A 12,547-nucleotide genomic window follows, 5' to 3' on the forward strand; every position below is an offset into this window, starting at 1 on the left:
TATTTTAATGAACGTAAAGGAAGGGAATACTATGAGTATCCGTATAATTGTAAAAGAGCCAGATCCGGTATTGCGGGAAGTGGCGAAGGAAGTAACGAAATTTAATGCTAACTTGCAAAAGCTGTTAAAAGATATGGCTGAGACGATGTACGATGCAGAGGGAGTAGGTCTTGCAGCTCCTCAAATCGGCATTTCGAAGCGTGTTATTGTAGTAGATGTAGGCGATGAGAATGGTTTGGTCGAGATGGTTAATCCCGTCATCGTAGAGCAAGAAGGAGAGCAGCTTGGTCCTGAGGGCTGCCTTAGCATTCCGAATCTTAATGGCGACGTGCTGCGTGCTGATCGCATTGTGGTAACCGGACAAGACAGCAGCGGACAGACGTTTACCGTTCAAGCATCTGGTTACTTCGCTCGCGCGTTCCAGCATGAAGTTGATCATTTGAACGGCATTTTGTTTACCGATTTGGCGGAGAGCATCTACGACATTTCGGAAAGAGCTAGAAAAGGCGGCGAATAGCTTCATGCGTATCGTATTTATGGGGACGCCAGAATTTGCCGTTCCCTCTTTGAAGCTGCTCCTTGAGCAGCAATATAATGTTGTCGCTGTTGTTACACAGCCTGATCGGCCGAAGGGCCGCAAAAAAACGCTGACGCCGCCGCCTGTAAAGGAAGCGGCGTTGTCGCTTGGACTGCCAGTGCTCCAGCCTGAGCGCATGCGAAGTGCGGAGGCGGTTGCAATGGTTGCTGAGATGCAGCCGGATCTTATCGTAACGGCAGCCTACGGCCAAATATTGCCTAAGGCGCTGCTGGAAATCCCTCGACTTGGATGTATCAACGTGCATGGCTCGCTGCTGCCGAAATATCGCGGCGGCGCACCTATACAGCGGTCGATCATAAATGGCGAGAGTTCAACTGGCGTGACGATTATGTATATGGCAGAAGGACTGGACACCGGCGATATGATTAGCGTCGTGGAGCTTCCAATTACCGATGAGGATACATCGGGCACGATGTTTGAGAAGCTGAGCATCGCAGGTGCTGAGCTGCTCGGCAAGACGCTTCCTGCTATCGTTGCGGGAGAAGTAAAAGCCGAGCCGCAGCAGCATGAGCAAGCAACCTATGCACCGAATTTGACCCGCGATGATGAACGAATTGATTGGACAAGACCTGCGCGTGCCATCTTTAATCAGGTGCGAGGTTTGTCGCCAATGGCCGGCGCCTTTACGTACTTAAMCGGAGAAGTGTTCAAAGTGTGGAATTGCGGAGTGCCTTCGGCAGCCACAGCGGCTAATGCTGCTGCTGAGCCAGGGACCGTAGTTGCAGCAGACAGCAGCGGCATTCATGTTCAAACGGGTGAAGGCGTACTAGTGCTGAAAGAAATTCAGCCCGCTGGAAAAAGAACGATGACCGCAGCAGATTGGCTTAAGGGTGCACGATTAGAAGCGGGCACACGATTAGGAGATGGTGGAGCAGCATGACGGAAAGTACACAAAAACCAAGTCCAAATCGCAATAGCAGCAACCGGGCAAAAGGAAAATCCGGAGCGAAAGCAGGTCATAAACGACCTGCTGCCGGCGGGCAGTCTGCTCAAAATGGACAACAGCAGCCGGGGCCGCGCAAGGTGAAATCTCCGCGTGAGCTGGCAATGGATACATTAGTAAAGGTCGCACAAACCGGTGCATACAGCAATTTGCAGCTTAATCGCACATTGCAGGATGCAGGTTTGCAGCGAGCGGACGCCGGGCTTGTTACCGAGCTTGTTTACGGCACGATTCAGCGACAAGTGACGCTTGATTACTGGCTTAGCCGCTTTGTATCCAAAGGGCTGAATAAGCTTGAGCCTTGGGTGCATCAGCTGCTTCGAATGAGTGCTTATCAGCTATTGTACTTAGATCGCATTCCGGCACATGCTGCTGTGAATGAAGCGGTTACGATTGCAAAGAAACGCGGACATTCCGGTATTTCAGGTATGGTTAACGGCGTGCTCCGCAGTATCGATCGCGGACGAGCTGAGCTGCAGCCATCTGAAATTAAACATAAAGATCCAATTATGCAAATTGCGCTGCGGCATTCCTATCCAGAATGGCTAGTAAGCCGCTGGGCTAAGGCATACGGTTATGAGCAGGCAGAAGCTATTTGCGCAGCGGGCAATGAGCATCCGCATACAAGCGTTCGCGCTAATACGCTAAGAGGCAATCGTGAAGAGGCGATCGAGCTTCTAAAAGCAGCTGGATATGAAGCTGAGCCTTCTGTCATTGCTCCTGCAGGTATTACGATTAATCGCGGAGGCAATCTGGCCGATACTGACGGATTCCGCGAGGGAGTATGGTCGGTACAGGATGAAAGCTCCATGCTGGTAGCTGAAGTTGTAGCGCCAAAAGCCGGCATGCAAGTGCTGGATTGCTGCGCGGCACCAGGTGGAAAGAGCGCGCATTTGGCAGAACTGATGGGCGGCAAAGGCAAGGTGTGGGCGAATGATTTGCATGCGCATAAACGTGATTTAATCGTGACGCAAACCGAGCGCTTGAAGCTGCGCAATGTTGAAGCGATTACCGAAGATGCTCTCAAATTAGGCGAGCGCTTCAAACCGCAATCGATGGATGCCGTGCTGCTTGACGCACCATGCTCTGGATTCGGCGTTATTAGACGCAAGCCGGAAATCAAATGGACCAAAACCGCAGGTGATGTATCGGATATCGCTGCCATTCAACAGCGTTTATTGCATTCAGTATGTGATTTAGTGCGCCCTGGCGGTGTGCTTGTTTATAGTACATGTACGATAGAGAAGGAAGAAAATGAGCAGCAAGTAGCTCGGTTTCTGCAGGAGCATCCTGAATTTGAATTGGATCGCAATTGGCCAGAGGCTATTGTCGATCAGCTGATGAAAGCTGGAGCCATCGATGAGCATTTTAATGGTCAAGCTCAGTTGCTTCCGCAGCATTTTGACAGTGACGGATTTTTCATAGCAAGGATGGTAAAGCGTCCATAATCGCTGCTTATGGCTGAACATGGGCGTTTGTGGTAAAATAAATCGATGGCGGTGTTCAGCTTCTATGAGCCGTCCTACTATAAAGGTACAGGTGTGATGAAATGAAACCATGCATATATGACTACACGCTCGAACAGCTTCAACAATGGATGACAGATAATGGTGAGCCGGCATTTCGCGGCGGACAGCTGTTTGATTGGTTATATGTGAAGCGGGTAAAGAGCTTTGAAGATATGTCCAACCTATCGAAAGCCCTTCGCGATAAGCTGGAGGAGAACTTCCAAATTATTACGCTTAATGAGATTACAAAGTTTGAATCAAAGGACGGAACCGTGAAGTTTCTATTCGGACTCCATGATGCCCACGCGATTGAGACTGTTATTATGCGCCATAACTACGGCAACAGTATTTGTGTAACGACACAGGTCGGCTGCCGAATCGGCTGTACGTTTTGTGCTTCGACGCTTGGCGGCTTGAAACGCAACTTGACTGCGGGCGAGATCGTAGCGCAGGTTGTTACAGCTCAGATGATGCTTGATGCTACCGGAGAACGCGTATCTAGCATCGTTATTATGGGTTCTGGGGAGCCGTTCGAGAACTATGATGCAACGATGGCTTTCTTGCGTATTATGATCCACGAGAAAGGCCTTAACATCGGTCAGCGCCACATTACGGTTTCGACTAGCGGCATCGTGCCGAGCATGTACAAGTTTGCCGAGGAGAATACACAAATCAACTTGGCGCTATCGATCCATGCGCCAAATGATGCGCTTCGCTCAAAGCTCATGCCGGTTAACCGTCGTTTTCCTTTTGCTGATGTAATGGCAGCTTGCCATAACTATATTGCGAAGACTGGCCGGAGAATAACATTTGAATACGCCTTGATCGGCGGTGTTAATGATCAAGCTGAGCATGCGCAGGAGCTGGCAGATGTGCTGCAAGGAATGTTGTGCCATGTTAACTTGATTCCTGTAAACCATGTTCCTGAACGCAATTATGTTCGGACTCCGCGCGAGGACATCTTTGAATTCCAGCGTGTACTTGAGAAAAATAAAGTGAGTGTAACGATCCGCAGGGAACAAGGGCATGACATTGCAGCTGCATGCGGCCAATTAAGAGCAAAACATATGGAGTCTCAGGCGAGGTGATGATTGATTGTTAACGGCAAACCGCAGTGATATTGGACGGGTTCGTCATGTCAATGAAGACCAATCATGGGTAAGTCAACTGAATAATGGAGTAACGCTTGCCATCGTAGCTGATGGCATGGGCGGCCATCAGGCTGGAGACGTTGCAAGCCAAAGGGCAGTTGACGCTTTCCGAAGCATGCTGGAGAAAAGCGCCGCTAAAGAGGACTTGTCTCTGCAAGAAGGAAAAATGCTCATAAGACAAGCGATTTCGCAGGCGAATGACGCTGTCTTTGAGCTTGCTTCCCAGAACGAGCAGTATCGGAATATGGGTACTACGATCGTGGCCGCTTTAGTGAAACAGGACAACGCTATTATTGGCCATGTGGGAGACAGTCGCGCTTACAAGATTACCGAGGGCGTCATTACACAATTAACGAATGATCATACACTTGTGAATGAATTGGTCAAGTCTGGCCAGCTTAGCGCAGAGGAGGCTGCTCACCACCCAAGGCGCAACGTACTGACTCGTGCAGTTGGTACGGATTCTCAAGTTGAAATCGATGTTCAAGCGGTAGAATGGTCCGCACAGGACGTGCTGCTGCTGTGCAGCGATGGATTATCAAATATGGTGAGCGATCAGGAAATGCTGCAAACGGTCACGACGGATCAACTTGAGCTGGATGCAAAAGCTGATCATCTCATTTCGCTTGCGCTGCAAGCAGGCGGGGACGACAATATAACTGTCGTACTTCTCCAAGAAGCAGCTGGCACGAATCGAGAGGGGTGACAAGGATGATTGGACAGGATTTAGGCGGACGTTATGAAATATTGACTCGCATAGGCGGCGGCGGGATGGCGCTTGTGTATAAAGCGCATGATGTGCTGCTAAATAGAAAAGTCGCAGTGAAGGTGCTGCGGCAGCAATTTGTGCATGATGAAGAATTTATTCGCCGATTCCGTCGTGAAGCACAGTCAGCAGCTGCGCTATCTCATCCGAATGTCGTCAGCATTTATGATGTAGGACAAGAAGAAGATACGCATTATATCGTTATGGAATATATTGAAGGCCATAATTTGAATGAAATTATACAAGAACGAGCGCCGTTGCAGCCAGATGAAGCGGTGCGCATTGCTATGCAAATTGCAGATGCGCTTGATCACGCGCATCAAAATCACATTATTCATCGTGATATTAAGCCGCATAATATATTAATTGGCAAAAATGGTCGTGTAAAGGTTACGGATTTTGGTATCGCAAGGGCGGTTACTTCATCCACGATTACACAGACAGGCTCGGTTATCGGATCGGTTCACTATTTTTCCCCTGAGCATGCCAAAGGAATCAATACCGGAGAAAAGTCTGACTTATATTCGCTTGGCATCGTGCTCTATCAAATGCTGACAGCTAAGCTGCCGTTTCTTGGCGAGAGCCCAATCAGCGTAGCTTTGAAGCATTTGCAAGAAAATTTCGAGGAGCCGCGAATCGTTAATCCGCATATTCCGCAAAGCGTTGAGAATGTTATTCTCAAAGCGATGCGTAAAAATCCAAGTGAACGTTATAATTCAGCACATGAAATGCTGCTGGATTTGGATACCTGCCTTCGTCCCGATCGGTTGAAGGAACCCAAAATCACATTCGCACATGTTAATGATTTGGAAGAGACGCGAGTGATGCCTGCTATTCGCGGCGATATTCGGCCAGCAGAAACAACACAAGAGATCGCGCGGCCTGTCAGCTCGGCAAATGATGAGCAGCAAAAAGAAGTTGAATTGCAGCCAAAGTCCAAGAGCTGGAAAAAACCGCTTACTGTCGTAGGTGTTACACTGCTCATACTGGCGATTATTATATTTGGCTTCATCAAACTTCTTGGGGTGCTTGATGTTGCAGAAGTAGACGTGCCTACTGTCGTAGGCAAAACCGAAATTGAAGCGCGTCAAATGATTGAGGGCGCGGGGCTTAAGATAGAGGATCCAACCATTCGCGAGCATAACAAGGAAATTCCGAAGGATCAGGTTATAAGTCAATCAAAGATGAATATGCGAGTGAAGGAAGGCTCCCTTATTCAATTAACGGTGAGTGACGGACCTGAGCTAGAGGAAATTGATAATTATGTTGGGAAAGCGCTGCAGACCGCTATTGATGAGCTTATTGCACTTGGGATAACAGAGGATCAAATCGTTATTGAAGATCCTGTTTTCAGTGAGGAAGCTCCAGATACGATCATTCAGCAGTCGCCAAAACCGGGTGAATCCTACAATCCTGAATCGGTTGAATTTAAATTCGTAGTCAGCAAAGGCCGCGAGACCGTTGAGATGCCTAACTTAATTAACAAGCCGCTTGACGTAGCCAAGGATTTGATCAAAGCATACGAGCTTACATTAGACAAAGCTGATATTTTGTATGCTCCGAGTTATTTGCATGAGAAGGATCATGTCATTAGCCAAAGTCCATTCCAACCTAATGAGAAAGTAACCAAAGGGGAAAAAATTACAATCACTGTCAGCTCAGGGCCGCCAGCCGATGCGAAAGAGCATAAGTTTAATATTATGATTTCACCGGCGGAAGCAGGCAAAGCAAGTGAAGTTCGAATTGAATACTCCGATGCACGCGGTGAAAATATTGTATCAGAGAAACGTAAAATTACAGGAATGGAAACCTTCGTAGTTACCGTTCTTGTCTCACCGGATACGGAAGCCAGAGTAACGGTATTCCGAGACAATCAGTTTATTGATATCAAAACAATTACGTACAAAGAAATAGTCAATGGCACGAATTCATCCAATTTGACTATTCCGGGTAATGAAGTGAAGGAAACAGAAGCGCCGACACAAACGGAGGTTACCCAAAACAATGATGAGCCAATTGAAGAAGAGCAGCAGCAAGAGCAGCAACAGCCATAATAGCAAAGAGGGTCATCTCAAAGGCACGATAGTAAAAGCGCTCAGCGGTTATTACTACGTAAGAGCGGAGAATGCGGCGTCGGACTCGGCAACAGTCCAATGCCGCGCTAGAGGCGTCTTTAAGAATAAGGGCTTAACGCCGCTTGTAGGCGATGCAGTGATGTATAGCTTGACGGAGAACGGTGAAGGAACCGTCGAGGAGCTGCTGCCTCGTACATCAGAGCTTATTCGACCGCCAGTTGCGAATATCGATCTTGCGATTCTTGTGTTTTCGGTTACAGAGCCTGCTCTCAATTTGCAATTGCTGGATAAGTTCCTTGTGCATATCGAGCATGCTGGCATACCAGCAGTATTATGCTTAAGCAAGCAGGACTTAGAGAAAGACGGTTTGGAAACGGAGGAGGCGCAAGCTGCGGCTGCCTCCGTTAATCGTATATACAGAGCACTTGGATATGAAGTGTTCGGGACAAGCTCTCGTTTGGGAGAAGGCATTGCTCCATTTCAAGAAAAGCTGAAAGGCCATATGGCTGTATTTGCCGGACAATCAGGCGTAGGCAAGTCATCACTGCTTAATGCGATTGTTCCTGGTCTTAAGCTGGAGACAAATGAAATCAGCAATCGTCTTGGACGAGGCAAGCATACAACGAGGCATGTGGAGCTTATTGAAATTGGAGGCGGCTTAGTCGCTGATACACCAGGTTTCAGCCAGCTGGACTTTCAGGAGCTGGGAATCGAAGATTTAGGTTATTGTTTTGTAGAAATGCGCGAGCTGTCTCCCGATTGTAAATTCCGTGGGTGCACGCATGTAAGCGAACCAGGCTGCGCCGTGCTTGCTGCGGTTGAGAGCGGGAAAATAGAAAAAAGCAGGCATGACCACTACTTGCTGTTTTTGACGGAGATGAGAGAGAAAAAACGGAGGTACTAACAATTATGACGATTATTGCCCCTTCCATATTATCGGCCAACTTTGCAAGGCTAGGAGAGGAAGTTCAAGCTGTCGAAGCGGCAGGAGCAGATTGGATTCACATCGACGTGATGGACGGTCATTTTGTCCCCAATCTAACTTTTGGACCGCCGGTCATTTCAGCTATCAGGCCTGTGACGAAGCTTCCTTTTGATGTGCATCTGATGATTGAACGTCCGGAACTTTCAATTGAGGATTATATTGCAGCAGGCGCGGACCGCATTACTATTCATGCTGAAGCTTGCGTGCATTTGCATAGAACCGTTCATTACATAAGAGAAAAAGGGCTGCCTGTTGGCGTAGCGATTAATCCGGCAACACCTGTTTCTGTGCTGGAGCCTATTTTGCATGATCTTGATCTTGTGCTTATTATGACGGTTAACCCTGGATTCGGGGGACAGAAGTTCATTCCTTATTCGCTAGTGAAGCTGCGCCAGCTTCGTGCGATGCTGGAGGAGCAAGGACTAGATGATGTTCATGTCCAGGTTGACGGTGGTGTTAATCAAACAACGGCAGCAGTCATTCGTGAAGCTGGCGCTAATGTGCTTGTGGCAGGAAGCGCCGTGTTCTCAGAGGTAGACCGAGCCGCGGCAATCGCRGTATTGCGCTAGGAGGTACTGCGATGAATGAACGGTTGAAAACAACACTCTGGCTGTTGATGTATACATTTCTTGCCGGACTGCTGCTAGCGCTATTCTCGATGATATCGGATTTTTATCGGTATCTCTTCTCGCTGCTCGCATTGTACGTGGGCATTCGGTTTTTCCGGAGATTTGAAAAGCTGGGAATACGAATCGCTTTTTTCGCGCTATCGATCGTATTTTATTTACTAATTGCTGTCGTTGGAGCGGCTATTATATATATAAGAGATAATCCAATGCCAATAACGGGCGCATAATAGGCTTTTCCCTCAGACGCACTATGGAATAGGACAAACTGACGACGCATAGGATGTTTACATGAGCGTAGTAATGTTGTCACGGATAAATTCGATGAGCGTGTCTGAGGAGGGATGAGGCATGAAATTTTGTCTATGGCCATTGCCATCATTATACGCGTGTAACTTTACCAGCTTTAAGTGCGCGTGTGCTAACATAAACACGTTTCGGTTTACCATCAACCAAAATGCGAACCTTTTGCACGTTTACGCCCCAAGAACGACGAGTTTTGTTGTTTGCGTGGGAAACGTTGTTACCTTTACCAGGTGCTTTACCTGTAAGAAAACATTTGCGGGACATGACTACACCTCCTTTAAATCTTGCTTGAACAAAACGGATTCCATTAATATGGCTTCGTTATGCGTGAGGAAAAATTCATTCGTAAGCGAAATAACATTTAAACACACTTGAATATCGTATCACAAACATTGGTTCTGTTCAACCTAAATATAAGGACAAGGATGTTCTTTATCGCTTTTAAAGCGAGCAACCATGCAGAATAACTGGATTTATTGAACAGACTTCTATAAAGGAGCCGTTTATAGTACAATAATACTTAGTCCATAATACATACAGTAAGGGAGTGTATTTCCATGCCAATGCAGCTAAGCACAGAATTAGGTTCCATACATGTCTCAGACCATTGCATAGCCATTATTGCGGGCTCTGCGGCCATGGATTGTTATGGACTTGTCGGGATGGCTTCACGCAAACAGCTAAAGGACGGAATTGCCGAGTTGCTCGGACGAGACAATTTGACTCGCGGCGTTGAAGTTAGACGAGTAAATGAAGAATTGCATATTGATCTCTACATCATCGTAAGCTATGGAACAAAAATTTCCGAGGTAGCGCATAACATTCAATCCAAGGTAAAATATGTGCTGAACGACGTAATCGGTCTACAAGTGGAAGAAGTCCATATAATTGTGCAGGATGTCAGGGTACTTAAGTAACAGGGAGGGAAATTTCGTTGAGTAAGCGCTTTATAAACGGATCTGATTTTACCGCAATGGCACTGCTCGGCGCGGATTATTTACAGCGAAACGCAGAGCACGTTAATGCATTAAATGTATTCCCAGTGCCGGATGGCGACACGGGAACAAACATGAACTTAACGATGTCCTCAGGCGTTCGCGAGCTGCGCAGCAAGCCGTCAAGCAGCATTGGAAAAACGACAGAAGCCTTATCTAAGGGGCTGCTGATGGGGGCTCGGGGCAATTCCGGCGTTATCTTGTCACAGCTGTTCAGAGGTTTCTCCAGGTCGCTTGCCGGTCTTGAAGAAGCGGGAACGGTGCAAATAGCCGCTGCTTTGCAATACGGTGTTGACCTCGCTTATAAAGCTGTCGTAAAGCCTGTAGAAGGAACGATTCTTACCGTTGCCAAGGAAGCTGCGAAGCATGCCGTTCAGTACGCCCGTAGAACGAGTGACGTGGCTGAGTTGATGCACGAGGTGCATCAGAAGGCATATGAAGCTTTGCAGCGTACGCCTGATTTATTGCCTGTACTAAAGCAGGTTGGCGTAGTCGATTCTGGCGGACAAGGTCTCGTGTTTATTTATGAGGGTTTCGTACGCAGCCTAGCAGAAATCGATGGCCAGCTTGATACTTATTCGATGCCGTCAGAAGCAGCTCCACCTGAAGAAGTGGCTGTTCCTATTATCGTGCCACCAATTCGCAAGCAAGAGCCGATCTCGGCACAAGCACGCTTAGCGACGGAAGCTATTGAATTTTTATACGATATGGAATTTTTTATCAATCGCAAGCTAAGCGGACAAGCGGGAGCGTTTTTTGATGAATCCGCTTACAAACGTGCTCTTGGGAAAGATGGAGACTCTATATTGGTCATAACAGAAGACGATATTATTAAAGTTCATGTACACTCTCGCAAACCGGGAGACGTACTGAACCTATCGCTTCCTTACGGAGAATTAACCGATATTCATATTCTTAATATGCGCGAGCAGCATCGTGATTTGCTTGAGCATGAGGCAGAGGATTCAGCCGTTGTTGACTATTCTGCAGCAGAACTGCTTGCAGGGCAGGCCGTACAGGGAGTTCCGCCTGGTCAAGTATTTGAATGGGCGCCGTTTGGAATTATTGCTGTTGCTCTAGGCGAGGGGATTACGAACATTTTCCTCGAAAATGAAGTGGATACGGTGTTGTCTGGCGGTCAGACGATGAATCCGAGCACAGAAGATTTTGTGAAGGCGATCGAGGCTCTGTCAGCAGAGCATATCTATATATTACCGAATAACGGAAATATTATTTTGGCAGCTGAACAAGCTGCTGAGCTTAGCGAGCGGAATGTTACGATTATCCCAACTCGCACGATACCTCAGGGTTTAGCCGCTGTACTTGCTTTTAAGGAAGACGAGACGGCTGAACGAAATAGCGCATGGATGAAAAACGCTGCTGAGCAGGTTATATCGGGACAAGTAACAAAGGCTGTGCGAGATACGACCATTGAAGGTGTGGATATTCGCGAGGGTGATTACATCGGCATTAAAGAAAAGACGATAGTTGTATCCAAAGCAAGCTTGCTCGAAGCCTGCCAATCGCTCATTGCTAACATGCTCGATGCAGGTGGAGATTTGCTGACGATTTTGTCAGGTGAGGATGCGGAAGCGACAGAAACGGCGTCGTTATGCGAATGGATCGGAGAGCAGTATCCTGATCTGGAGCTTGAATTGCAAAAAGGCGGACAACCGCTGTATCCGTATGTTTTTGCTTTGGAGTAAATGTAATCGTTCTAACAATGGGAGGAAATGGCCATGGGAAAGGTCCGAATAGTAACGGATAGCACATCTGATATTCCGGAAGAGGTCAAGAAGCGCTTGGGGATATCGGTAGTTCCCCTTAAGGTGCTGTTTGGCGAGGAGACGTTTCTAGATGCCGTGACGATTACGTCCGAACAATTCTACGAGAAGCTTGCGCAGTCATCTGTTCTTCCTACAACATCTCAGCCATCACCAAACGAGTTCTCAGAAGTATATGAGCGCTTGATTGCGGAGGACGCTGATTCACCTATTATTTCTATTCATTTGTCGGCCGCGCTCAGCGGTACGTATCAATCGGCTGTCATTGCTCAATCCATGCTCGAGCAAGAAGCGGATATTACGATAATCGATTCTAAATCTGCTTCATACGGTTTCGGACTACGTGTTGTGAGAGCTGCCGAAATGGCACAAGCAGGCGAATCGAAAGAACGGATTATCGAAGAGATTGAGCGTCTTGAGCGCAGTACTAATTTATACTTTCTAGTCGACACGCTGGAATATTTGCAAAAGGGCGGTCGAATTGGCAAAGCATCAGCGCTGATCGGTTCGATTCTTAACATAAAGCCAATCTTATCTTTGGACAAAGATGGTGTTGTGCTAGCTGTAGATAAAGTGCGCGGCTCTAAGAAGGCGATGGCTCGTATTATTGAACTATTGAAACAAACGTATGGCGATGAGCCGGTCGGTATGACTATGGCTTATTCTTTCAGTAAAGACACAGCTGAGGATTTGTGTGAGCTATTGAAAGCCCAGTTCAATGTACAAGAAATGAACTGGACGACGGTAGGTGCTGTTATCGGCACGCATACGGGACCTGGCACATCGGCCGTGTTTATGTACAGGATGTGA

At 47.5% G+C, this 12,547-nt stretch carries 13 protein-coding genes; 12 read left to right on the forward strand and 1 reads right to left on the reverse strand.

The genetic code is table 11. The features are described 5' to 3' along the window. The first annotated feature begins 31 nt into the window (after window positions 1-31). From def to AB4Z17_RS19760, 9 genes are all read left to right on the forward strand, one after another. Complete coding sequence (gene def, locus AB4Z17_RS19720; protein ID WP_218639590.1) at window positions 32-517, forward strand: peptide deformylase; 486 nt, start codon at window positions 32-34, stop codon at window positions 515-517. Window positions 518-521: 4 nt separating this feature from the next. Further along, on the forward strand, window positions 522-1,478 hold the full coding sequence (fmt, locus tag AB4Z17_RS19725; RefSeq protein ID WP_441961561.1) for a methionyl-tRNA formyltransferase: 957 nt from the start codon (window positions 522-524) through the stop codon (window positions 1,476-1,478). Then, window positions 1,475-2,989, forward strand: a complete 1,515-nt coding sequence (gene rsmB / locus AB4Z17_RS19730) for a 16S rRNA (cytosine(967)-C(5))-methyltransferase RsmB (protein ID WP_441912273.1) — start codon at window positions 1,475-1,477, stop codon at window positions 2,987-2,989. Before fmt ends, rsmB begins: the two co-directional genes overlap by 4 nt. Window positions 2,990-3,090: 101 nt before the next feature. Continuing rightward, window positions 3,091-4,137 carry a 23S rRNA (adenine(2503)-C(2))-methyltransferase RlmN gene (rlmN, locus tag AB4Z17_RS19735; RefSeq protein ID WP_076268270.1) on the forward strand — a complete coding sequence of 349 codons (1,047 nt, stop codon included), beginning with the start codon at window positions 3,091-3,093 and terminating at the stop codon, window positions 4,135-4,137. Between the two features lie 7 nt (window positions 4,138-4,144). Further along, a complete protein-coding gene (locus AB4Z17_RS19740; RefSeq protein WP_076268271.1) occupies window positions 4,145-4,906 on the forward strand; it encodes a Stp1/IreP family PP2C-type Ser/Thr phosphatase in 762 nt (253 codons plus the stop codon). A gap of 5 nt (window positions 4,907-4,911) precedes the next feature. Then, the gene (pknB, locus tag AB4Z17_RS19745; protein ID WP_441912274.1) at window positions 4,912-7,020 is read left to right on the forward strand and encodes a Stk1 family PASTA domain-containing Ser/Thr kinase; all 2,109 of its coding nucleotides are present in this window, start codon (window positions 4,912-4,914) and stop codon (window positions 7,018-7,020) included. Beyond that, window positions 6,971-7,945: a ribosome small subunit-dependent GTPase A gene (gene rsgA / locus AB4Z17_RS19750; protein ID WP_256710896.1), complete on the forward strand. Its 975-nt coding sequence runs from the start codon at window positions 6,971-6,973 to the stop codon at window positions 7,943-7,945. Before pknB ends, rsgA begins: the two co-directional genes overlap by 50 nt. A gap of 5 nt (window positions 7,946-7,950) precedes the next feature. Continuing rightward, window positions 7,951-8,595 (forward strand): ribulose-phosphate 3-epimerase, encoded by a 645-nt coding sequence (gene rpe, locus AB4Z17_RS19755; RefSeq protein ID WP_430055067.1) that lies wholly within the window; start codon window positions 7,951-7,953, stop codon window positions 8,593-8,595. An 11-nt stretch (window positions 8,596-8,606) separates the two neighbouring features. Next, entirely contained in the window at window positions 8,607-8,882 is a 276-nt protein-coding gene (locus tag AB4Z17_RS19760; RefSeq protein WP_441912277.1) for a hypothetical protein, read from the forward strand. 151 nt (window positions 8,883-9,033) lie between these two features. Here the strand turns inward: AB4Z17_RS19760 and rpmB are convergent, their stop codons facing one another. Beyond that, window positions 9,034-9,222 (reverse strand): 50S ribosomal protein L28, encoded by a 189-nt coding sequence (rpmB, locus tag AB4Z17_RS19765; protein WP_053375639.1) that lies wholly within the window; start codon window positions 9,220-9,222, stop codon window positions 9,034-9,036. Between the two features lie 293 nt (window positions 9,223-9,515). Here rpmB and AB4Z17_RS19770 point away from each other — a divergent pair, with 293 nt between their 5' ends. The 3 genes from AB4Z17_RS19770 to AB4Z17_RS19780 are packed head-to-tail and all read left to right on the forward strand — an operon-like array spanning window position 9,516 to window position 12,547. Then, a complete protein-coding gene (locus AB4Z17_RS19770) occupies window positions 9,516-9,875 on the forward strand; it encodes an Asp23/Gls24 family envelope stress response protein (protein WP_076268275.1) in 360 nt (119 codons plus the stop codon). Window positions 9,876-9,931: 56 nt separating this feature from the next. Then, window positions 9,932-11,659: a DAK2 domain-containing protein gene (locus tag AB4Z17_RS19775; RefSeq protein WP_441912313.1), complete on the forward strand. Its 1,728-nt coding sequence runs from the start codon at window positions 9,932-9,934 to the stop codon at window positions 11,657-11,659. A 33-nt stretch (window positions 11,660-11,692) separates the two neighbouring features. Beyond that, window positions 11,693-12,547 carry a DegV family protein gene (locus AB4Z17_RS19780; RefSeq protein ID WP_441912278.1) on the forward strand — a complete coding sequence of 285 codons (855 nt, stop codon included), beginning with the start codon at window positions 11,693-11,695 and terminating at the stop codon, window positions 12,545-12,547.

Origin of the sequence: Paenibacillus sp. TAF43_2 (genome assembly GCF_052113545.1) — a bacterium.
Taxonomy (GTDB): domain Bacteria; phylum Bacillota; class Bacilli; order Paenibacillales; family Paenibacillaceae; genus Pristimantibacillus.